Here is a 24,224-nt window from a genome sequence, read left to right as displayed (position 1 = left end):
ACGGAGGACATTATGAGCTTATTAACTGTTGAAAAATTAGGCCATACATTTGGTGATCGTACATTATTTAAAGATGTATCCATGCGCTTACTCGCAGGAGAACACGTTGGATTAGTTGGAGCAAACGGTGTTGGTAAATCAACATTTATGAATATAATTACTGGTCAACTTATCCATGATGAAGGCCGAGTTGAATGGACACCTGGTACAAATTATGGTTACTTAGACCAACATACAATTTTAACACCTGGCCGCACAATTCGTGACATATTAGCAGATGCGTTTTTACCTTTATTTGAACAAGAAAAAGCTTTAAATGAAGTTACAGAAAAAATGGGAACTGCTACACCTGAAGAATTAGAAGAGCTTCTTGAGCAAATGGCAGAAATACAAGATGCTCTTGAAGCAGGGGGTTTCTATTTATTAGATATGAAAATTGAGGAAGCAGCGCGTGGTCTTGGAATTGACGCAATTGGTTTAGATCGTGATGTTGCCGCATTAAGTGGTGGACAACGTACAAAAGTGTTACTTGCAAAATTACTACTTGAACAACCAGAAGTATTACTATTAGATGAACCTACCAACTATCTAGACGTTGAACATATTCATTGGTTAACAAATTATTTAAAAGAATATCCACATGCATTCCTATTAATTTCCCATGATACGGAATTTATGAATAAATGTGTCGATATTATTTTCCATCTAGAGTTTACAAAAATGACGCGTTATACAGCGACATATGAAAAATTCCTAGAACTTGCGGAAATTAATAAAAACCAACATATTAATGCTTACGAAAAACAAAAAGAATTTATTAAAAAACAAGAAGATTTTATTGCGAAAAATAAGGCTCGCTACTCAACGACAGGTCGTGCAAAGAGTCGTCAAAAACAACTCGATCGTATGGAACGTATCGATCGTCCTGAAACAGCAATTAAACCTGAATTCTCATTTAAAGAGAGTCGCGCAAGTAGCCGATTCGTCTTTGAAGGAGAAAATGTAGAGATTGGATATACACATCCGTTATTACCAAAATTAACGATGACAATCGAACGTGGTGAAAAAATTGCAATCGTTGGATGTAATGGGGTCGGTAAGTCAACACTATTAAAGACAATTTTAGGTAAGATCAAACCATTAAGCGGAAAAACAAGTCTTGGTGACTTCTTAAATCCATCATACTTCGAACAAGAAGTAAAAGCTGATAATATAACACCAATCGATGATGTTTGGAATACATTCCCTAGCATGGACCAACACCAAGTACGTGCAATGCTAGCAAAATGCGGTTTGAAAAATGAACATATTTCTCGTCCACTGAACCAATTAAGCGGTGGTGAACAAGCAAAGGTTCGTTTATGTAAGCTAATGGGAGAAGACAGCAACTGGTTACTATTTGACGAGCCGACGAACCACCTTGATGTTACAGCAAAAGAGGAACTAAAAAAGGCGATGAAAGCATATAAAGGAACAATTCTTCTTGTATGCCACGAACCCGATTTTTATGAAGATTGGATAACAAAAACTTGGGATGTAGAAAAATGGGCCCAAGAAAATTCTTAATCACCTGAAATCATCCCTTTACACCACCACTTAGTGTGTAAAGGGATTTTTCCTTAAAATAGCCATAAAATTCAATAAGGAGTTTTTAATTATAATGCAAAGTTCATTTTTTCTAAAACTCAATACATTTTTTGTGAAATCATTGTTAGTGCTATGTCTCATTATTTCTGGAGCTATTACATGGCACTCAGTATATGTAGTTAGAGAACAGGCCAACACTCGTTTACTTATTATAATCCCAAGTATTATTCTAATAGGGATTTTATTTTTACTAATTGGCTATATTTCCAATAAATATATGTCAAAATTAATGTTCGCCATTTCACTTATCATTTTAGCTTTCTCTATTCGATTAATCTGGATTCTTAATATCCAAACTCCTGTCGAATCAGATTTTGGTATGATGTACAATGGTGCTTTACAAGCGACTAAAGGAGATTTTAGTTTTGCTCAAAGCATATATTATACTTCGTGGGTTTATCAACTTGGATTTACAATGTACGAAGCTTTTATTGTTAATTTATTTGGTGAAGGGACCTTCCTTCTAAAACTCTTAAATGTATTCTATTGCACTGGAACAACATTTCTCGTTTACAAAATAACTTCTCACATATTTAATGAGTGGTCCGGACGCGTGGCTGGATTACTATATGCAGTATATATCCCAAGTATTGTGCTGAGCTCAGTCCTAACAAATCAGCATCTTGCCACGTTCCTATTTTACCTTGGATTTTATTTATTAATTACAAAAGGATTAAGCCATAAATATATGTGGATTTTTATAGGAGTTTCACTTTCCTTAGGGGACATCATGCGTCCGCTTGGTGGTATAATCTTGATTGCAGTAACTATTTATGTCTTTTTACACGGTATGTTAGGGAAATCAAAGCAAGATATTTTCACTTCTATAAAAAAACTTTGTGGGATTTTCGTTGTATTTTACCTTGTTCATTACATTATAAGTTATTCGTTTATATCTGCGGGAATTACACAATATCCACTATCTAACCGTGATCCTCTCTGGAAGTTTACAGTAGGATTTAATCACGAAACAAAAGGTGGCTATTCTGCAGCAGATGCGGAATATATTATGTCCCTTGAGATTGGCGAAGAACGAAAAGCTGCTGAAAAGAAACTGATTCAAGAACGATTAGCTGATCCACAAAAGGTTTTATCGTTATTTGGTGATAAGTTCATACTCATGTGGGCAGAGTACGACTCCGCCCCAGTATGGAGTCTACTAACACTTGGGAACACAGATAATGATATGATTACTTTAAAAGACGACCTTACGAAATATGAAAAGTATATATATACTACATCTATGCTATTCAGTACATTAGCACTTCTTTATCTCATATTGACTAAGCAAAACAACACGCATTACACACTATTTTTATTATTAATAATTGGTTACGTAACTGTTCATTTCTTAATCGAATACCAAACAAGATATCGATACTTCATCATGCCTAGCTTTACCATCATTCAAAGCTATGGGCTATATTTATGCTATCGATTTATATCAAATAGAAAAACCTCAAAAGTATAAAATACAGTAAGGTTTTAATCATCAAAACAAATTAAAACCGAATAAAAAGGCATGAGCCCGGTACAATACCGAACTCATGCCTTTTCATTTATATCTATATTCTCTTTTTTATTGAAAGCATGATTTATACCAAAAGCAGCCAAGATTACCATTGATATTGTAGCTGAATAATGATATCTTGATGCCACTTCTACTAACAACTGTGCCATTGTTAGCCCTATTGCAAATAAGCAAATAATAAATAGAGAAGATTTATTTTTATTTTTTATAGCCACTAATACACCTAGTATTGAGGTAGCAATTAAGAAGTAATAAAACATATTCGATGCTACAGTATATCGTACTATATTATCTAATACAGGCCCAGCATAGTCCACTGCTGAACTATCATCACCTAAAAACGAAAAGAATTTATCGGAGAATAGTTTCACAAAGTCGATATTACCACTTTGCACCCTTTCTTTTGCTTCTTCTAGCATTTTCTGTTGAGCATCATCAGCAGTCCATCCTGGTTTATCACTATAATAAAACAATAGTTCAGCATCTGGCTTATTCCATTTCCCCGAACTTTCCTCATTAAATCCTACATAAATATTATAACCCGGGGTTGATGCTATTTCTTCACCTAAACGTAATGTTATATACTGATTTATCGCCGAGGAAAAAATAAGGTATCCGACAACGATAACCCCTACATATGTTATCTTATTTAACCATATTTTTTTATTCCCAATTTGCTTTATATCTATAATAAAGAACCATATCACTAGAGCTATAATTGGAACTGCTGCAATTGGTCGTACCATATTCATAAATGCAAGTAACGCTGCTATTAAAATGGAATAAACAAGTAATCTTTTTATATTTATATTGGCGATTTTCTCATGAACGATTATCATAATCATCCAAATCAACAACAGTACTGTACAATAGAGCGGCTCTGACAATGCAAACATATTATACATGGTTTGCGAAGGTAACGCGATCCATAAAACACTTGCTGTTATTGCAGTTTTTACCCCACCAATTTTTCTAGATATAGCATATATTAATCCCATTGATATTGTAGTTAGGATAACATTCAAAATAGGTGGTATCATATAACTAGAGCCAAATATCTTCAAGAAAATACTTAAGACGGACGCATAACCAAAAATATGTGGAAATAATGCTATGTATCTCTTATTAATAACGAAGCTTTCACTTAATTCTTCTGCAGTATAATAAAACGTAGCATAATCAACTAATGGCTGAATTTGATAGCTGAGCACCCATGTTAATTTAACTGCTAAACAAACGATTACTAAAACGAAAAAGCATTTTTTTTCATTTAATTTTTCTAGATACAGCGAGCCTTTTCTAAGGATAAAACTTCCTACTATAGATAATAATAAAACACCCGTTAATAATATTACGTAATTATATTTTTGTGTATCTGAAAAATAATTAATAAATAATACCGAAGCAAAAAATCCGTATATGATATATACCGCTCGTGTAGAGAAAGTAGACATTCCTTTTAAAAATAAGTTCAATACAATTTACTCCTTTATACATTACTATAAGAATAGTGGTATCTCCTTTACAAAAATGTAATGAATATGTAGGGCCCTTCATTTCTACCCAAAAACCTAAAATACCCATTTTTTTTGCTCACACTATACCTTTTCTAATTGTCGATCGTAAATCAATCATACCATATATATAACTAGACTTTACATATATCGCTCGTTCTTTTCATATTTTCCCTAATTAAAACAAATAACGTTTCACCATAAAATATGTTATAATATGTATTTGTTATGTATGAATAATCTTTCTATATTTTCTATTTTATAAAAATGAGGATACTATGATGGAAAAACTCTTAAAGTTTGGTTTAGTAGGAATCTTTAATACACTCATTACAATTATTAGTTTTGGGATATTGGTAAAGCTCGGGATGAACTATCTTGTTGCGAATACCATTGCCTATTTAATTGGTGTTGCCAATAGCTATTATTGGAATAAAAATTGGGTGTTTAAACCTAATAATAAAAGCACGTCAATGTTCTTTAAGTTTCTAACTGTAAATTTAATTGTATTGGCTTTTAATACATTATGTTTGTTTATATTAGTAGATAAACTTACCTTTAATGCATTTATTGCACAAATCTTCGCAATTGGTGTTGGAATGGTTATAAATTTTATCCTTAATAAAATTTGGACATTCAACCAAACTGAACAGGCTACCAATTAAACTTAAGCAACTTATTAAAACTACGGAGGATACAACATGGAAAAATTAATTTCGGTTGTAGTTCCTATGTACTTCGAGGAAGAAGTGGCACAGGAATGTTATAATCGTTTAAAGTCCGTTATGCTTCAAAATAATATTAATTATGAATTTGTCTTTGTAAACGATGGTAGTACAGATCGTACAATGGACATTTTATCTGAGATTGCAGCAAATGATTACCGTACAAAAATTGTTGATTTTGCACGTAACTTCGGACATCAAGTAGCTGTTACAGCGGGTATTGCTGCTGCAAAAGGTGACGCTATTGTAATTATAGATGCAGATTTACAAGATCCACCAGAAGTTATTCCTGAGCTTATTGCCAAATGGGAAGAAGGATATGAAGTTGTTTATGCAAAACGTAAACAACGTAAAGGTGAAACTTGGTTTAAACTTTTAACTGCTAAATATTTCTATAAATTCTTAAACTATATGTCTGATATCGATATCCCAAAAGATACAGGTGATTTCCGAATCATCGATCGCAAAGTTGCTGATGTGTTCAATCAAATGACAGAACGAAATCGCTTTATTCGCGGTATGATGTCTTGGGTTGGCTTCCGCCAAACGTATGTTGAATATGAACGTGACGAGCGTTTTGCTGGTGAAACAAAATATCCATTAAAGAAAATGATTAAATTTGCATCAGACGGTATCATTGCCTTTTCGACAAAACCGTTACGAATTGTTATGTCTTTAGGCTTATTATCAGTTCTCATTTCTATAATTGTCTTGCTGTATACAATTACTGTGAAAATCATCGGCGATGGTACTCAAACAGGTTGGGCATCCATTATGGTTGCTATTACATTCTTTAGCGGTATTCAGTTACTTGGTCTTGGAATCGTCGGTCAGTATATTGCTCGTATTTATGACGAAAGTAAAAACCGTCCGATTTATATCGTGAAAGAAACGATCAATATTGAACAAGAAGAGGCTGCACAGAAAAAAGAAAAAGTGAATGCATAATAAAAAAGGTAACAATGAAAACTATCATTGTTACCTTTTTATATTGTAATACCCCATAAGTCTCAAACGGAACTCTTTTAAATTTGGGTATACATCTAAATTAGACAACATCCCTTGAATGACTGGGACCCTTGGATTTGGCAATCTCATTTCTGCCTCTAAAACATCTAGCGTAATAAGTAATTCATCATCTTCTAATTGATCAGCTAATGTACGCTTAAAAACAATTATTTCTTTTAAAAAATGCTCCTTAACTTGTTCTTTAATAAGCTCTGATTTACAAAGAAACTCTCCAAGTCTTTCTTCATGTAAAACAGGTTCTTCCGAAGATTCTATAAGTCCATCTACTAAATGATCCACCCTTTTTAAAATAAAAGCCGATACATAGGACAAATCAATTTCTGGCGCTTGTAAAATAATTAATTCTAAATATCCACGGCAGATCCCTTCTGCCATAATTACTAAATCTAATAAATACGGCATAACCTTGTCACCATAAATAGACAACAAACTATTTCGATAAAATGCATGAGATTCCAATTTCATCCGCATCATAAATTCTTCTACTTCTTTATTAAATGGAATAGCATTTTCCCTCGCATGCATAATAATAAATTCCTTATGCTTTTGTATATCATTAAACTGGCAGCACAATTGTTTTTCAAATTTTTCACGCGGTAATAGTGATTCTTTTTCAATATCCATCATTTTATTTTGAATCTTGTCATAATAATATCGAAGTGTTGCTAATAAAAGCTCATCTTTCGATTTAAAGTATAAATAAAAAGCTCCCTTAGATATACCACAAGCTGTCACAATTTCCTGCACTGATGTCGCATTTACACCCTTAGTCGCAAATAACTTCATAGCCATCTCTATAATTAAGCGCTCTTTTTCTTTCATATCTTCTCTCCTACGTTTAATCTCGCATCATATTATAAACTCGAATTTGATTTTATTATACCATCTCTTTTCATTGACTACTGACCAATCAGTCAGTTATATTATGTATTAGACTGACCAGTTGGTCAATACGATATAAAGGGAGCACAAACATGAACAAAATCATCAATTTCTCATTAAAAAATAAGTTCGCAGTTTGGCTACTAACCATTATTGTTACCATTGCAGGGATATATTCTGGGCTTAATATGAAACTGGAAACAATTCCTGATATTACAACACCTGTTGTAACAGTAACTACGGTTTATCCTGGTGCTACACCAGAAGAAGTAGCTGACAAAGTTTCAAAACCGATGGAAGAGCAATTGCAAAATTTAAGCGGTGTAAACGTTGTGAGTTCATCATCTTTTCAAAACGCATCTTCTATTCAAGTAGAGTATGATTTTGATAAAAATATGGAAAAGGCCGAAACAGAAATTAAAGAAGCTCTCGCGAATGTGAAACTTCCTGAAGGCGTAAAAGATCCGAAAGTTTCACGAGTAAACTTTAATGCCTTTCCTGTTATTTCGTTAAGTGTAGCAAGTAAAAATGAATCTTTAGCTACGTTAACAGAAAATGTAGAAAAAAATGTTATTCCAGGATTAAAAGGACTTGATGGTGTTGCATCTGTTCAAATTTCAGGTCAACAAGTAGATGAAGTACAACTTGTTTTCAAGAAAGATAAGATGAAAGAATTAGGTTTAAGTGAAGATGCTGTAAAAAATGTGATTAAAGGATCGGATGTATCTTTACCACTTGGCTTATATACATTTAAAGACACGGAAAAATCAGTTATTGTAGATGGAAATATTACAACAATCAAAGCATTAAAAGAGCTAAAAATCCCAGCTGTACCTTCAGCACCTAGCGCTCAAGGTAATCAAAATGCTGGAGCCGGTGCACAAACGCCGCAAATGAATCCAGCCGCTATGAATGGAATTCCAACAGTTACATTAGACGAAATTGCTGACATTAAAGAAGTTGGGAAAGCAGAATCTATTTCTCGAACGAATGGAAAAGAAGCCATTGGAATTCAAATTGTGAAGGCTGCTGATGCAAATACGGTTGATGTTGTAAATGCTGTGAAAGATAAAGTAAAAGACCTTGAGAAAAAATATAAAGACTTAGAAATCATCTCAACCTTCGACCAAGGTGCACCGATTGAGAAATCAGTTGAAACAATGCTTAGCAAAGCAATTTTCGGGGCTATCTTTGCGATTGTTATTATTATGTTGTTCCTACGAAATATCCGAACAACATTAATCTCTGTCGTTTCTATACCACTTTCTTTATTAATTGCTGTTTTAGTTATAAAGCAAATGGATATTACGCTTAACATTATGACGCTTGGAGCAATGACAGTCGCTATCGGACGCGTTGTCGATGACTCCATTGTTGTTATTGAAAATATTTACCGAAGAATGTCGTTATCAGAAGAGAAACTACGCGGAAAAGATTTAATTCGTGAAGCTACGAAGGAAATGTTTGTCCCAATTATGTCTTCTACTATTGTAACCATTGCTGTATTCTTACCTCTTGGACTTGTAAAAGGTATGATTGGTGAAATGTTCTTACCATTCGCCTTAACTATCGTCTTCGCTTTATTAGCATCGTTACTAGTAGCAGTTACAATCGTACCAATGCTAGCTCATTCTTTATTTAAAAAAGAGAGCATGAGAGAAAAAGAAGTACATCACGAAGAGAAACCAAGTAAATTAGCAAACGGTTATAAACGCATACTTGCATGGGCTTTAAATCATAAAATCATTACATCAAGTATCGCTGTCCTTCTATTAGTTGGTAGTCTCGCACTTGTGCCGATTATCGGTGTAAGCTTCTTACCTTCTGAAGAAGAAAAAATGATTATTACAACATACAATCCAGAGCCAGGTCAAACATTAGAAGACGTTGAAAAAATTGCAACGAAAGCTGAGAAGCACTTCCAAAATAATAAAGACGTCAAAACAATTCAATTCTCATTAGGTGGCGAAAACCCAATGAGTCCTGGTCAATCAAATCAAGCAATGTTCTTCGTTCAATATGATAACGATACGAAAAACTTTGAAAAAGAAAAAGAACAAGTTGTGAAAGATTTACAAAAGATGTCTGGAAAAGGCGAATGGAAAAACCAAGATTTCGGAGCAAGTGGCGGTAGTAATGAAATTAAACTATACGTTTACGGAGATAGCTCGGAAGACATTAAGCCTGTCGTAAAAGATATTCAAAATATCATGAAGAAAAACAAAGATTTAAAAGACATAGACTCTAGTATTGCAAAAACATATGCAGAGTACACTTTAGTAGCAGATCAAGAAAAGCTAAGTAAAATGGGTCTAACGGCCGCTCAAATTGGAATGGGCCTTTCTAATCAACATGATCGCCCTGTTTTAACAACAATTAAAAAAGACGGTAAAGATGTAAATGTATATGTAGAAGCTGAAAAACAAAATTATGATACAATCGATGATTTAACAAATCGAAAAATTACAACACCACTTGGCAATGAAATTGCTGTTAAAGATGTGATGACTGTAAAAGAAGGTGAAACTTCTAACACAGTAAAACATCGTGATGGTCGCGTTTATGCAGAAGTTAGTGCGAAATTAACATCGGATGACGTTTCAAAAGCATCTGCTGCAGTTCAAAAAGAAGTAGATAAAATGGATCTTCCTTCTGGTGTAGACGTTTCTATGGGAGGCGTTACAAAGGATATTCAAGAATCATTCAAACAACTTGGCTTAGCGATGTTAGCTGCGATTGCCATTGTATACTTCGTTCTTGTCGTTACATTTGGTGGTGCCCTTGCACCATTTGCGATCTTATTCTCGCTACCATTCACAATCATTGGTGCACTCGTTGCCTTACTAATCTCTGGTGAAACGTTAAGTGTATCTGCAATGATTGGTGCGCTTATGTTAATCGGTATCGTTGTAACAAACGCCATCGTGCTTATTGACCGTGTTATTCATAAAGAAAATGAAGGTTTATCCACACGTGAAGCATTACTAGAAGCTGGTGCTACACGCCTTCGTCCAATTTTAATGACTGCAATTGCAACAATCGGGGCTCTTATCCCGCTTGCATTAGGATTTGAAGGCAGCGGCTTAATTTCTAAAGGACTTGGTGTAACTGTAATTGGTGGATTAACGAGTTCAACATTATTAACACTTCTTATCGTTCCAATCGTTTATGAAGTATTAAGCAAGTTTAAAAAGAAAAAAGTAAAAAAATAACCTCGCAATTAGCGAGGTTATTTTTTATCTCCAAACAAGATTAGGCAATCTCCATATCCCTCTTTCTCTAACTCCTCTTTTGGGATAAATCGAAGAGCTGCTGAATTTATACAATAACGAAGGCCATTTGGTCCTGGGCCGTCTGGAAATACATGCCCAAGATGTGAATCTCCTTCCTTACTTCTCACTTCCGTGCGCGTCATATTATGACTAACATCCATTTTTTCTTTCACACTAGCTGACATCACCGGTTTCGTAAAGCTCGGCCAGCCACATCCACTATCAAATTTATCTATAGAAGTAAACAATGGCTCGCCTGAAACGATATCTACATAAAGACCTTCTTCTTTATGGTTCCAATACTCATTTCGGAATGGTGGTTCTGTACCGTTTTCCTGTGTTACATAAAACTGCATCTCATTGAGTTTTTCTTTTAAATGAGCATTATCCTTTGGCCAATGTTGCTTAATAAAAGCATCTCGTCCCGATCCTTTACGATATAACTCATAGCGGAATGTATTTTTCTTATGATATCCTTGATGATATTCTTCAGCTGGATAAAATGTAGCAGCTGGCAATATTTTTGTCGCAATTGGCTTTGAAAATCGCTCACTCTTCGCAAGTTCTTCTTTTGAAGCCTCTGCCTTTTTCTGTTGTTCTTCATTATGATAAAAAATCACCGTTTCATAAGACTGTCCACGGTCGTGGAATTGTCCGCCGACGTCAGTTGGATCAATCTGTCTCCAATATATTTGAAGCAACTCTTCATACGGCATTTTATTTGCATCAAATGTAATTTGTACCGCTTCATAATGTCCCGTCGTTTCTGAACAAACTTCTTTATAGGTTGGATCTTCTTTATGACCACCTGTATAGCCAGAAACGACCTTTATAATACCTTCCATCTCTTCAAATGGCGAAACCATGCACCAGAAGCACCCGCCAGCAAATGTAGCCAATTCTATCTTTTCATTTACAGCCATTATTTCACCCCTATTCTATATTCTTCTTACAGTATGGCATAAGAAACATAATGTTATAAAAGAAAAAGCATCGAATATCGATGCTTTTTCTTTACTTCACTCTATTTTTTTCAATATCCCTCTCCATTTCATCACTCGTTACATCTAAAACATCTAATAAGAAAATGAAGATCGGAATACCGATAATAAGTCCCCACACACCTAAAAAGTGCTCTGAGAAAATTAATACCATAAACGTATAAAAAATCGGTAAATTTGTTTTTTGGGACATAAACTTCGGATTCAATACGTAACTTTCAAGTGCATGAATAACTGTTACGATAACTAAAATATAAACAACGTACATAATACCGCCGATATTGTAAGCAATCATACAAAGCGGGAATAACGAAATAATAACCCCAGCTACTGGAATTAAACCAAGTAAGAAGATCATTAACGCTAAACCTAATAATTGTGGAAATCCTAATATCCATAATGCAATAACAGATAAAACACAGTTAACAACCGCAATTAAAAATTGTGCTTCAATTACTTTTCCAAATGAACGTGCAAATTTCTTTCCGAAGTACTCAATTTCATGATAGAAAATTGCAAGCCTGCTTTCTTTAAACTTTGCAGTAAAAGCAACGATACGGGCCTTTTCCAACAAGAAAAATAAACTTAAAATTAAAGAAAGTAAAACTTGAAGACCGAACTTCCCAACATTCGTAATAGATTTATACAAAATGTCTACGCCTTGTCCTACATATTTCGAAAGTTCCATATGATTGACAGCATTAACCGCATACTTAATCAATTCACTATCCGGTGGATTTCTTAAAAATACGTTAAATTGATAAATCAATTGTGAAATTTGTATCGTTAATACTGGTAAATATTTAAATAGTGTAATAGCAATTCCACCAATTAACATTACGTATAGAAATGCTATAATGAGTTTTCGATTAATGGGCATAAAATTATCTAATTTGCGAGAAATAAACTTTTGGAATCGATCCATTAAATACGTAAGAATAAACGTAATTAATATTAAATTCAACATACTTTGCAACCCATATAACACGAGAGCAAGTATTACTAATACGAGTAACCTCTGAAATCCTTTGCTTTGAAACAGGTTTTTTATTTGCATAATCGACGAGTACTCTCTCCTGTCCTATAAAGTAAAACGTTAATAAGTAGATTTCTCTCTATTTTCTACCTATAATTTATTCATTCATATGAAGATGAGCTATCATATAATTCCTAAAACCATACAGTAGCTTACTTCTTATTTTACAATACAATGACCTAATTCAAAACGTATTCTACACAGTATTAATGAAGATTTAAGGAAACTTGCATTTTGCTAACAATAGGTCTTACCACTACTGTAACATAAAAAGCAAGCCATCAGTAGGAATGTGTCCTACAAATAGCTTGCTTTTCTCATTTTTTAAGTAAGTTTTACTATCCAACGAATGGCATGAACATCGGTATGACGACAACTGTTACAACCCCAACTACTGTTACAGCAATACTTGCCATAGCTGCCTCTACTTCACCCATTTCAATTCCTACCGCAACACCTAATGCATGACCTGCTGTTCCAAGTGCTAGACCTTTCGCAATTGGATGTTTCACTCTAAATGTTTTTAAAAATAATGCTCCTAATGCGTATACGATAACTGCGTTAAAAATAACTGCAAACGATGTTATGGCTGGAATACCACCAATACTTTCAGAGATTGGTAATGCAATTGCTGTTGTTGCTGCCTGTGGTAACATTGAATTCATTACTGCTGTATCTAAACCAATTGCCTTTGCTACAATGAATACGACAATTACTGAACAAATAGATCCAACCACGATAGCCGATAAAATTTGCCACCAATATTTTTTTAACTTATCAACTTGTTTATATAATGGAATGGCAAATGCGATTGTTGCTGGCTCTAAGAAGAAACTAATCATTTTTCCGCCAGTATTATATTCTTCAAAAGTAAAATTACCTACCTTTAGAAAGACAATCCCTAATACCATTGCCACGAATAACGGTGTAAATAAGAAGAATCCTTTTGAGTGCTTAAATAATAATGTGCCGATTCCGTATGCGATTAATGAAACGACGATTCCGAAATATGGAGTCATTGTACTTGCCATGTTCATTACCCCCTAACAATATATACTAAAATGGTTACGCAACTTTTCCGTGCTTGCGTCCTTTATTGACTACTTTCAATTCTTTTGTATCTTTTGTTTCTTTGTCATCTTTTCCTAAAATAAATTGTGCAAATAACCCTGTTACAGCGAGTAAAATAATTGTTGCGACAACAATTACAGTTAGTATTTGTACAAAATATTGTCCCATTACACCAAGAGAATTAATAACTGAAATACCTGATGGGACGAAAAGGAATCCGATAATACCTGTTAAAGCTGTTCCGAGTGATTCAACCTGCTCTAATTTAATAACTTTTAAGCATAATAGACTAAATAAAATGACTAACCCGATTACCGATGAAGGCATCGGAATTGCTAAATGTGTTGCAATAATATTAGAAATTAACATAATAGCTGAGAATATGAATGCTTGTGATAAAAAACTATATACTTTTTTCGTACTCATTTTGGCCACCTCTTTCGATTTGGTACCTTTATTGTATAAGATGCACACGTTCCAGTAAGCGTTTACAAAACAGAGCGTCACATATACAGAATCAGTTACAAAAATAAGAGGATGAAATACAAAAGCTGCTTCTTAAATACGAAGCAGCTTTTTAAGTTCTTTTGCATATGTACGGCTAACAGGTACTTTTGATCCTTCTTTCATAATTAAATTATAAGTAGAATTGAACCACGGCTGCACTTCTGTAATATGATTAATATTTGCAATAAAACTACGATGAACACGCATAAAACTTGTTTGTGGTAACTTCTTTTCCAAAATTACAAGTGTATCGTGTGTTACATATGTTTCTCTCATTGTTTTTACTGTTACTTTCCCATCTACGAGTCCTACATATATAATATCTTCAATATTTACAAGTACGATTGACTCCTCAATTGGCAGTGCTAATTTATGCATCTCTGCTGTTACATCTGTCCCCTTTATTTCTTGCTTCGTTTCTATTTTCGCTTGTTTTTGCTTTTTATATTTCTTCAATGTCTGTACAATGCGTTCTTCATCGAATGGTTTTAAAATATAATCTAACGCATCTACTTCAAATGCTTGTAATGCGTATTGATCATAGGCCGTTGCAAATACAATCGCAGGGGGATTTTTCATCTTTTTTAATATATTTGCGATTTCAAATCCATTATCATCGGATAATTGAATATCCAGAAATACAATATCTGGTTTATGGTTCATTAGTTCCTCTAATGCGTCTTCCACACAATCAGCCTCACCAATTATCTCAACTTCTTTCGTTCTTTCTAATAAATATTTTAGCTCATCACGTGCTAACATCTCATCATCAACTACTAATACTTTTAACAACCCGTTCTTCCTCCCCTACTTTTTTTGGAATTATAAAGGTAACCTCCGTCCCCTTATTTAATTCACTTTGAATATGAAGCATCGTGTCTTTCCCAAATAAACCGACTAGACGTTCATTAATATTATATAAAGCTGTTCCAGTCCCTTTCTTTGATGAAACTACCATTTTCCCTAATTGTTCTAAACGTTCTATCTCAATTCCCTGCCCATTATCCTTCACTTCAAAGTGAACCATACCTTCTCTTTCAAACACATGCACTTCTACTTCGCATACTGGTTGTTTCTTTGGAAAAGCGTGCCGCAATGCATTTTCAACCAATAATTGAAGAACAAATGGTGGTACTAGAGTTGTCTTTAGCTCTTCCTCAATATACAGCTTTACTCCATACTTATTTGGGAACCTTGCTTGTTCTAGTGATAAGTATGCCTGTACATGGTTTAATTCTTGTTCTAGTGGAATCAATAACTGACGTGCCCCTTGCAAATTACAGCGGAAATACACACTAAGCTGTAATAATAACTTCCTTGCTTTTCCTACATCGGTTCGGCATAAAGCTGATACTGTATTAATCGCATTAAATAAAAAGTGCGGGTTAATTTGTGCTTGTAATGCTTTTATCTCCGCATCTTGCAATAATTTGCTTTGCAATTCAGCTTCACCTAATTCAAGTTGTGTAGAGAATATTTTTGCCAACCCTTCTGCTAATTCCTCTTCCACACGACTTAACTGGTTAGGATTTTTGAAATACAGTTTTAATGTCCCTATCGTATTTCCATGTGAAGTGAGTGGAATAACGATCGCCGCTTGCAAGGGACAACCTTCATGTTGACAATTAATAACCTCACGTGATTTTGCTTTCATTATTTTCCCTGTGTTTAACACTTCTTTCGATAAACCAGTTATCAAACTATGTGAAGGAATATGGTGATCTGATGCTAATCCAACATGAGCTAATATTTTCTCTGTATCTGTTAAGGATACCGCATCTGTTCCTGTAAAGCGGTGAATAATTTGTGCCACATGCTTACACGATTCTTCTGTTAAGCCTTGGCGAAAATACGGTAACGTTTTATCAGCAATACGTAATACCTTATGGGTCTGAAGTGCCTTTGCGTTCTCTTCCTGACGCAAAATAGCTTGTATCATAGAAAGTAAAATAAAACTTCCAAAACTATTTACAAGGATCATTGGTATCGCAATTGTTTTCACAATACTAATTCCATCCTTTACAATTAATAGGATCATAATCATTTCTAAAGAAACGATAACAACACTTAAAATTGCTGAAAACTTAGGTGTAATTGTACGGTTATATTTTTTGAAAATGTATCCGATATACCCTGTTATAATCCCTGCTAAAATAGAAGAAATTGCACAACTTAGCGCTGTCGTACCACCGAGCATATAACGATGAATACCAGCGATAACTCCTACCCCAACTCCTACGATTGGTCCACCAAGTAAACCACTAATACCCACACCCATAATACGTGTATTCGCAATGGTACTTGATGAAGAAACACCTTGTAGCCAATTTTCATTCATAATCGTATTTCCTGCTATTTCAATACCAGTGTAATTGCTTACAATTGTAAACACAGAAAAAATACAAATAAGCTTAAGCTTATCTACATATCCGTCCTGCCTATGGAGAAGGCGCCTAAACGTTTTAATATGAGAGAGTAAAAATCCTAAAATAACGATAAGTCCGACGCGTTCAATCATCATGAGTACTAAATTTAACATCTTTGATTCATTCCTTTTTATTTAGTTAGTTTTATTATGGGAAAATAACGAAGTAGGCGTCAAGAAGAATGAAATGCTTTTTGAAATATTTTACACATGGAAATCTCCTCTTTATTTGACAATGTAATAGAAGAGTGCTAAAAATAAAGTAATATCATACAGTCCTTTAACCCAACCCCGTGAGGTTGAGAAGGAAGTCGGAATACAATATACGTATGTTCTTTTTTAGAGATACGTATGCTTTTTTGGCCTTCTCATCATATCAGGTGAGAAGGCCTTTTGTTATTCTTCCATAGCGACTGTAGAAAAAAATAAGGAGGAATAATAATGAACATCACCACTGATGTACAAACAACAGAGGAGACGAAAGAGAAAAGATATAAAACACTGTTTGGTTCTGCACTAGGATACGCCGCAGAAGGTTTAGATATGCTGCTCTTATCTTTCGTACTCGTCTATATTTTAAAAGAGTTTCATTTAAGCCCTGTTGAAGGTGGAAACTTAACATTAGCTACGACAATTGGTATGCTAATTGGTTCTTATTTATTTGGGTTTATCGCTGATTTATTTGGTCGTATCCGTACAATGGCCTTCACCATCTTACTATTTTCACTAGCAACAGCACTCATTTATTTCGCAACAGATTACTGGCAATTATTAATTCTTCGCTTTTTAGTTGGAATGGGAGTTGGTGGTGAATTCGGAATTGGAATGGCCATCGTAACTGAAACATGGTCAAAAGAAATGCGTGCTAAGGCAACATCGGTCGTTGCACTTGGATGGCAATTTGGTGTTTTAGTAGCTTCACTTCTTCCAGCATTTATTGTCCCGCATTTTGGATGGAGAGCTGTTTTCTTATTCGGACTAATTCCAGCTTTACTAGCTGTTTATGTACGTAAAAGTTTAAGTGAACCGAAAATATGGGAGCAAAAACAACGCTACAAAAAGGAATTGTTACAAAAAGAAGCTGATGGTATTTTAACAACTACTGAAGCAGAACATCTAAAACAAATAAAAAAATTCCCACTTAAAAAGTTATTTGCAAATAAAAAAGTAACAATAACAACAATTGGTCTTATTATTATGTCGTTTATCCAGAACTTCGGATATTATGGGATTTTCACATGGATGCCAACTATTTTAGCAAATAAATATAACTATACATTAGCAAAGGCGAGCGGTTGGATGTTCATCTCTACGATTGGCATGCTCATTGGAATTGCAACCTTTGGTATTCTGGCTGATAAAATTGGTCGTCGTAAAACTTTTGCAATCTATTATATCGGTGGTACTATATACTGTCTTATTTACTTCTTTCTATTCACAGATTCAACATTATTATTATGGGGAAGTGCATTGCTCGGATTCTTTGCAAATGGAATGATGGGCGGATTCGGAGCCATTTTAGCTGAAAACTATCCCGCCGAAGCTCGCTCTACAGCGGAAAACTTTATTTTCGGTACAGGACGTGGTTTAGCTGGATTTGGCCCTGTTATTATCGGTTTACTCGCTACAGGCGGAAATTTACTTGGAGCATTATCCTTAATTTTCATCATCTATCCAATCGGATTAATTACAATGTTATTATGTGTGCCAGAAACAAAGGGAAAAGTATTAGACTAAACGAAAAAGAGGAAGCATCTCATTTAAAATGCTTCCTCTTTTCAGCGTTTATTTATCATTTATTTTGATTTACTAGCTTTCTGGAATAAGAAAGCAGTTTTATCTTTTTTTTGTACAATGCCTTGCTTCAATGCTAATTCTCCTGCAACTTTAGGTGCCAGCCACAGCATCGGGAATAACAAAATTGATACCGGAACAGCTGTCACTACAATGAAAGATTGTAATGCATTAATGCTTCCTTCTCCCATATATAAAAGAATTGCTGCAACTGCTCCCATAATAAGCGACCAAAAAATTCGCAAGCTAATTCTAGGATCTCCATCTCCAGTCACTGCCATTGAAATGGAATAAGCCATTGAATCTCCTGTTGTTACTACAAATAAAATTGTTAATAAAAGAAATGCCGGTCCAATAATATTAGATAGTGGCAGTTGCTCTGTAATTGCAATCATAGCTGCTGGCATACCAGATTCACTTAAAGCGTTCGAGATAGATCCAGGCTTCATTAATTCATAAAATACACCCGATCCTCCCAATATAGTGAACCAGAACGTTGTAATAATAGGTGCAATAATTCCAATTGCAACGATGATTTCGCGAATCGTTCTTCCTCTTGAAATTCGACTCACTAAAATTGCCATCATTGGTCCATATCCAATAAACCATCCCCAGAAAAAGATTGTCCAAGATCCTAACCAACCTGTATCCCCGCGGTATGTGCTCATTGGTATAAACTCATTTATATAAAACCCAAACGAAGAAACAAATGAATCAATAATAAATCCACCTGGTCCAAAGAATAACACAAACACCATCAATAAAATCGCTAGTTTAACATTTAAATCACTTATTATTTGAATCCCTTTATCAATACCCGTTACCGCAGATATAGTAGAAACAGCTACCACACAAATAATAATTGCTAATTGAGTAGTAAACACGTCGGAAATTCCGAATAATGCTTGTAAGCCATAACTTGCTTGTAAGCCTAAAAATCCGATCGGACCAATTGTTCCTGCAGCTACTGCAATAATTGCAAATGCATCAATCATCGTTCCAAGCAAACTCTTTCGCAATTTCTCTCCAAAAATAGGATATAAAAGCGTACGAGGTTTTAACGGCATACCTTTATGATAATGTCCATACATCATAACTACCGCACTAATTGTACCTAAAATCGTCCAAGCTAAAAATCCCCAATGCATATAACTTTGTGCTAAAGCAGGCATGACTGCTTCTTTCGTTCCAGCAGATATACCTTCATGTATTGGTGGCACCGTCATCAAATGGTACATTGGCTCTGCCGCTGCCCAAAAAACGCCACCTCCGGCAAGTAGTGTAGACATAATAATAGCAAGCCACTTTGCCGTACTAATCTCAGGTTTTTCTAAATTACCTAGTTTGACCTTCCCATATTTCGAGAATGCCATACACATCGCAACAATAAATGTACCTAACAATAAAATCTGCCAAAAAGCCCCGAAGTACTTAATTGAAAATGCAAAACTGCGATTAATAGCTCCCTCTACATAACCTTTATTTAAGAAAACTGCGATTACAAATAATAAAAGCGAACCACCACTAATAAGAAATACAGGCCAATCTGTTTTTTGATTCTTCATCCTCATTTACACATCCTCCTTCCTCAGCAATCTAAAAAAACAACTTTATTATGTTTTCTTGTTTAAATCCAAAACACAATTATTATATAAATATAATAATCCATCAATTTTCCACATACTTATGTTGTCCCTAAAAATATGCTAAATCCCTTATTTAAAAGAAACATTCTATTCCTCTTACATAAAAAAGCAAAACAAAAGACCTTATATGTCTATAAGGTCTTTGAAACAGAAATTTGATTATAACATAAGGAACTCCCTGGTTCAAAAAGCTCCTGCCAAAAATAACCGAGAGTAAAGGCTTCCATTTGCTACATAACAGTAATTAAAAAAATTTTATATTTTACAGGAAATCCCCCTATACTAAATATTATTTATGAAAGAAATTTGGCTTCAAAATATCATTCGGATACGGTTTATGATAAATATGAGTGGCAGCTGGCGATAATGGCGGTATTAACCATACCCAATTTCCTGTTACAACGCGACCACAGGCAGCTTCTTGCTTCTCAAATTGCTGAAATTGTTGTGCAGCAGTATGGTGGTCAACAATACTAATTCCTTGTTTTTTAAATGAATATAATACAGCAATGTTCAACTCAATTAATGCCTTGTCTTTCCATAACGTGCTATTTCTTGATGTATCTAAATTCATCATTTCTGCAACTGCTGGAAGTAAATTATAACGATCCTGATCAGCTAAGTTCCGAGCTCCAATTTCCGTCCCCATATACCATCCATTAAACGGAGCTGCCGTATAAGAAATACCACCAATCTCTAAACGCATATCTGAAATCATCGGCACTCCATACCATTTCACTTCTAAAGATGAGATTGGGTAATCTGGATGCTCAATTGGTACTTCTTTTACTTCTTCTTTTGGAATTTCTTTATATATAGGCTCTTTTCCATCAACAGAAAATACAAGCGGTAATACATCAAAATTCGTACCTTCTCCCTGCCAGCCAAGTTCCTGACAAAAATCCGTAAATGTAGCGGAATGAGAATCACCGATTACTCCCATTTCTGTTTTATATCCTGCATATCGAATTAATTGATGATTATAAATTCGTATATTATTTTCTTCACTTTCATATTGCTTAAAAATTGTAATTGTCGGTTTAACTTTCCCGTCGTTCGTTGCATATTTAATGTGATGAATTAACGCATTATATACACCTTCTTCATCATTCACTTCACGTGCATCTAATATGTGCATCTTACTCCAGAATAGCCTTCCAATACATCTATTACTATTACGCCATGCCATTCGCGAACCATGAACAAGTTCTTCAAATGTATGCTCATACGTTCCCGTTCTCTCTATTTCCATGTGAATTTCTTTTATACGCTCTTCTATGAATTGCTCTTTATTAAGCTCTTTATAGCAAGTAGTAATAAAATTACTCGCTTCCTCTATTAATTGTTTCGTTTTACTCATAAACAATCTCCTTCTATTTCAACAAACGCTACTAATTTACAGTATAAGCAAAAAGGATAATAGTCACAAACGAAAGTGAAAGTGTTACTTTTATTGTAATATTTTCAGAAAATTATAGAAATCTCTCTTGACTTCTATGAAAAATAAGTGTATTTTTGACTCAGGTAAAATATTTTTACCTAGACCAACTTTAAACTAGAAAGGAGGGAATATTATGTCTTCATTTCAATTGCCAAAGCTTTCATATGACTATGATGAATTAGAGCCATATATTGATAGCAATACACTTTCTATTCATCACGGAAAGCACCATGCGACATATGTAAACAATTTAAATGCTGCTTTAGAAAACTATACTGAATTACATAATAAATCTTTAGAAGAGTTACTATGTAATTTGGATGATTTACCAATGGAAATTATTACAGCAGTTAGAAATAACGGTGGTGGTCATTATTGTCATAGTCTTTTTTGGGAAGTGATGAGCCCTCGAGGTGGCGGCGAGCCTAATGGAGACGTTGCAAAAGGAATTGATTATTATTTCAATACCTTTGACAACTTAAAAGACCAACTGTCCAAAGCGGCCATTAGTCGTTTTGGAAGTGGATATGGATGGCTTGTTCTTGACGGTGAAGAACTTTCTGTTATGAGTACACCGAATCAAGATACACCTTTGCAAGAAGGGAAGATCCCGTTACTCGTCATTGATGTATGGGAACATGCCTATTATTTAAAGTATCAAAATCGGCGCCCAGAGTTTGTTACCAACTGGTGGCATACAGTGAACTGGGACCGGGTAAACGAGAAATATTTACAAGCAATTCAATCACAAAAACATTAGTCGTGCGTATAAGGTAAATTTGGTAATGTAAAATCAGTATTGTCGAAATCCTCCAGAATCCCCCGGATTGCCACCGGGGGATTTATGATTACTTCATTGTATTTATGTAATGGCGTAAAATATTTTTCATTTCTAGTTTCAACTCTCGGAATGGAAATCCCAATTCACGAGCCTTTTCATTATGTAACGTACAATTAATTACTTCATTATAAGGCGCTTTATTATCTCCTACTTCTTGAATGAGAGCTTTTATCCCCGTATTTTCTTCTATGAAACGAATAACTTCTCTGGTAGAAACTACCCCGTTGCTACAAGCATTAATCGGCCCTTCTATGTTTTCCATCCCACACCAAGCTAAAAACTTTCCTGCTTCTTTCTCATGTATAAATGCTAAATCTCCATCTACATGATCCACAACGATAGGCTCTTGTTTCACAACATGTTCAACGTAAAATTGTAATCTTTTCGTATAATCATTTTCTCCAATAACAACTGGAAAACGCACTGCAACAACTGGGAATGCTGCATGTTGAAATACAACTGCCTCAGCTAATCTCTTACCTTCACTATAATTAAAATCATTCCTATCTCCATACGTGATTGCATACTCATATGGATTAAAGTCCTCTTCTAACAGACCTAGTGCAGGCTCATAGACAGCCATTGAAGATGTCATAATATACTTCTTAGTTTTTCCTTTTAACACTTCACATGCTCTCTTCGCTGCATTTGAGCTATAGCATAAATTATCGTATACAATATCATAACTTTTACCTTCTAAACGCTTTGCTAGTTCTTTTTCGTCTTCTCTATCTACGATAATTCTTTTTACTGCACTTCCAAAGGAATCTTTAGTAACTCCCCTCGTCGCAATCGTTACATCATGTCCAGCTTGCAACAGTACTTCTACTAAATGTTTACCAAAAAATCTTGTTCCCCCTAGTACCAATACTTTTTTCACCTTCATCATCCCCGTTTTCATAAATTGTAAAATACTACCTCCCTTATTATAAATGCTAAAATAAAAAAACATGGAATCAGTTTAACGATTCCATGTTTTTTCTACATATGACGCATTAACGTACTCGATATTTAAAAATACAATAACAGAAATATAAAATAGAAATTACTGATACATAAACCCATAGTTCATATACAAATCCCTCTCCCCAAACTCCCATAAAATAAAAGAGTGAAGGCAGTGTCAATGTTACCCATGATTGTACGAAAGCAATTCTTCCAAGATATTGATTGATATTCTTTTTTTGTGTATTTAATACAAAGAATAAATACCAAAGTAATGCCCACATAAACCATGTTAACGCATTAACAACATCGTTGAATTGAACAAATGAAACGACCATATAGAATAAAGCAATAATCGCTACCCAAATACAGAACCATCCTAGACCACTACTATCCATTCCCTTTATAAAAGTAACACCTACATATAAATAGGTTAATCCAAATAAAAAGGTAGCTGCATATGAATATACCGTCCAATTACTTTGATCAGAAATCATAATCAAATAGAACGGAATGATAATTTGTAATGCCCCCACAAATAAATTAAAAACACCTGCGCTTTTCATCTCTGCTTTTCCTAATATAACAAGACTATTTAAAAATAAAGCTGCACCTGAAAGTAATAATCCTACATAACCCATATATATTCGTGTGAAAATCTTATCTTTTCACACTTTTAACCTCCCCACACTTTAAAGTGATACCTATATTATTTTTCTTCCCATTTAAAACCACATACATAATTTTTCATCTGAATAAGTCAGACTTCCTACCTTAAAAAAGAGCAAACTTAAAACGCTTTCAATAATAAATAAACCTATCAAAATATGCAATAGGATTCCTTGATTATAAACGGACTCTAACAAGGATACAAGTGTTGGAATACTTTTCAATCATACGTTTTTAATTTCTATAAA

Annotated in this window: 19 protein-coding genes; 7 read left to right on the top strand and 12 right to left on the bottom strand. The window is 34.4% G+C overall.

Annotated features, from left to right (window positions below):
• The first annotated feature begins 12 nt into the window (after positions 1–12).
• Both ACS2MN_RS21860 and ACS2MN_RS21855 read left to right on the top strand, forming a co-directional pair.
• Positions 13–1,566: an ABC-F family ATP-binding cassette domain-containing protein gene (locus ACS2MN_RS21860; RefSeq protein WP_000055386.1), complete on the top strand. Its 1,554-nt coding sequence runs from the start codon at positions 13–15 to the stop codon at positions 1,564–1,566.
• Between the two features lie 94 nt (positions 1,567–1,660).
• Entirely contained in the window at positions 1,661–3,118 is a 1,458-nt protein-coding gene (locus ACS2MN_RS21855; RefSeq protein ID WP_001191900.1) for a glycosyltransferase family 39 protein, read from the top strand.
• A 74-nt stretch (positions 3,119–3,192) separates the two neighbouring features.
• Here the strand turns inward: ACS2MN_RS21855 and ACS2MN_RS21850 are convergent, their stop codons facing one another.
• Positions 3,193–4,653, bottom strand: coding sequence for a glycosyltransferase family 39 protein (locus ACS2MN_RS21850; RefSeq protein WP_001048187.1), 1,461 nt, complete (start codon positions 4,651–4,653; stop codon positions 3,193–3,195).
• A gap of 320 nt (positions 4,654–4,973) precedes the next feature.
• Here ACS2MN_RS21850 and ACS2MN_RS21845 point away from each other — a divergent pair, with 320 nt between their 5' ends.
• Entirely contained in the window at positions 4,974–5,357 is a 384-nt protein-coding gene (locus ACS2MN_RS21845) for a GtrA family protein (protein ID WP_000413274.1), read from the top strand.
• A gap of 36 nt (positions 5,358–5,393) precedes the next feature.
• Positions 5,394–6,365: a glycosyltransferase family 2 protein gene (locus tag ACS2MN_RS21840; RefSeq protein ID WP_087950789.1), complete on the top strand. Its 972-nt coding sequence runs from the start codon at positions 5,394–5,396 to the stop codon at positions 6,363–6,365.
• 30 nt (positions 6,366–6,395) lie between these two features.
• On the opposite strand, the gene ACS2MN_RS21835 is transcribed toward ACS2MN_RS21840, so the two are convergent.
• Complete coding sequence (locus tag ACS2MN_RS21835; protein WP_087950788.1) at positions 6,396–7,268, bottom strand: TetR/AcrR family transcriptional regulator; 873 nt, start codon at positions 7,266–7,268, stop codon at positions 6,396–6,398.
• 152 nt (positions 7,269–7,420) lie between these two features.
• Here ACS2MN_RS21835 and ACS2MN_RS21830 point away from each other — a divergent pair, with 152 nt between their 5' ends.
• Positions 7,421–10,540, top strand: coding sequence for an efflux RND transporter permease subunit (locus ACS2MN_RS21830; protein ID WP_346994760.1), 3,120 nt, complete (start codon positions 7,421–7,423; stop codon positions 10,538–10,540).
• Positions 10,541–10,557: 17 nt separating this feature from the next.
• Here the strand turns inward: ACS2MN_RS21830 and msrB are convergent, their stop codons facing one another.
• The 6 genes from msrB to lytS all read right to left on the bottom strand — a co-directional run bounded on the left by msrB (position 10,558) and on the right by lytS (position 16,754).
• Positions 10,558–11,523, bottom strand: coding sequence for a peptide-methionine (R)-S-oxide reductase MsrB (gene msrB / locus ACS2MN_RS21825; RefSeq protein ID WP_087950786.1), 966 nt, complete (start codon positions 11,521–11,523; stop codon positions 10,558–10,560).
• A gap of 91 nt (positions 11,524–11,614) precedes the next feature.
• Positions 11,615–12,658 (bottom strand): AI-2E family transporter, encoded by a 1,044-nt coding sequence (locus ACS2MN_RS21820; RefSeq protein WP_001166024.1) that lies wholly within the window; start codon positions 12,656–12,658, stop codon positions 11,615–11,617.
• Between the two features lie 317 nt (positions 12,659–12,975).
• Positions 12,976–13,668: an antiholin-like protein LrgB gene (lrgB, locus tag ACS2MN_RS21815; protein WP_000168870.1), complete on the bottom strand. Its 693-nt coding sequence runs from the start codon at positions 13,666–13,668 to the stop codon at positions 12,976–12,978.
• 34 nt (positions 13,669–13,702) lie between these two features.
• Positions 13,703–14,134, bottom strand: coding sequence for an antiholin-like murein hydrolase modulator LrgA (gene lrgA, locus ACS2MN_RS21810; protein ID WP_087950785.1), 432 nt, complete (start codon positions 14,132–14,134; stop codon positions 13,703–13,705).
• A gap of 132 nt (positions 14,135–14,266) precedes the next feature.
• On the bottom strand, positions 14,267–15,007 hold the full coding sequence (locus ACS2MN_RS21805; RefSeq protein ID WP_000921837.1) for a LytR/AlgR family response regulator transcription factor: 741 nt from the start codon (positions 15,005–15,007) through the stop codon (positions 14,267–14,269).
• Positions 14,985–16,754 (bottom strand): two-component system sensor histidine kinase LytS, encoded by a 1,770-nt coding sequence (gene lytS, locus ACS2MN_RS21800; protein ID WP_087950783.1) that lies wholly within the window; start codon positions 16,752–16,754, stop codon positions 14,985–14,987. The genes ACS2MN_RS21805 and lytS overlap by 23 nt, the downstream gene beginning before the upstream one ends.
• A gap of 327 nt (positions 16,755–17,081) precedes the next feature.
• Here lytS and ACS2MN_RS21795 point away from each other — a divergent pair, with 327 nt between their 5' ends.
• Positions 17,082–18,377 carry an MFS transporter gene (locus ACS2MN_RS21795; protein WP_001028013.1) on the top strand — a complete coding sequence of 432 codons (1,296 nt, stop codon included), beginning with the start codon at positions 17,082–17,084 and terminating at the stop codon, positions 18,375–18,377.
• A 59-nt stretch (positions 18,378–18,436) separates the two neighbouring features.
• On the opposite strand, the gene ACS2MN_RS21790 is transcribed toward ACS2MN_RS21795, so the two are convergent.
• Entirely contained in the window at positions 18,437–20,005 is a 1,569-nt protein-coding gene (locus tag ACS2MN_RS21790) for a BCCT family transporter (RefSeq protein WP_098652878.1), read from the bottom strand.
• A 364-nt stretch (positions 20,006–20,369) separates the two neighbouring features.
• Positions 20,370–21,440 carry a nitric oxide synthase oxygenase gene (locus ACS2MN_RS21785; RefSeq protein WP_000047638.1) on the bottom strand — a complete coding sequence of 357 codons (1,071 nt, stop codon included), beginning with the start codon at positions 21,438–21,440 and terminating at the stop codon, positions 20,370–20,372.
• Positions 21,441–21,654: 214 nt separating this feature from the next.
• Between ACS2MN_RS21785 and sodA the strand changes: the two genes are divergently transcribed.
• Positions 21,655–22,281 (top strand): superoxide dismutase [Mn], encoded by a 627-nt coding sequence (gene sodA / locus ACS2MN_RS21780; protein ID WP_000094052.1) that lies wholly within the window; start codon positions 21,655–21,657, stop codon positions 22,279–22,281.
• Between the two features lie 88 nt (positions 22,282–22,369).
• Here the strand turns inward: sodA and ACS2MN_RS21775 are convergent, their stop codons facing one another.
• A complete protein-coding gene (locus ACS2MN_RS21775; protein WP_000847856.1) occupies positions 22,370–23,263 on the bottom strand; it encodes an NAD-dependent epimerase/dehydratase family protein in 894 nt (297 codons plus the stop codon).
• 94 nt (positions 23,264–23,357) lie between these two features.
• A complete protein-coding gene (locus ACS2MN_RS21770; protein WP_000542573.1) occupies positions 23,358–23,948 on the bottom strand; it encodes an AmiS/UreI family transporter in 591 nt (196 codons plus the stop codon).
• Between the last annotated feature and the right edge of the window lie 276 nt (positions 23,949–24,224).

Source organism: Bacillus cereus group sp. BceL062, assembly GCF_051780025.1.
GTDB classification, from domain to species: Bacteria; Bacillota; Bacilli; order Bacillales; family Bacillaceae_G; genus Bacillus_A; species Bacillus_A toyonensis.
The sequence above is the reverse complement of the archived record's forward strand: the minus strand, read 5'-3'. Positions and strand labels throughout refer to the sequence as shown.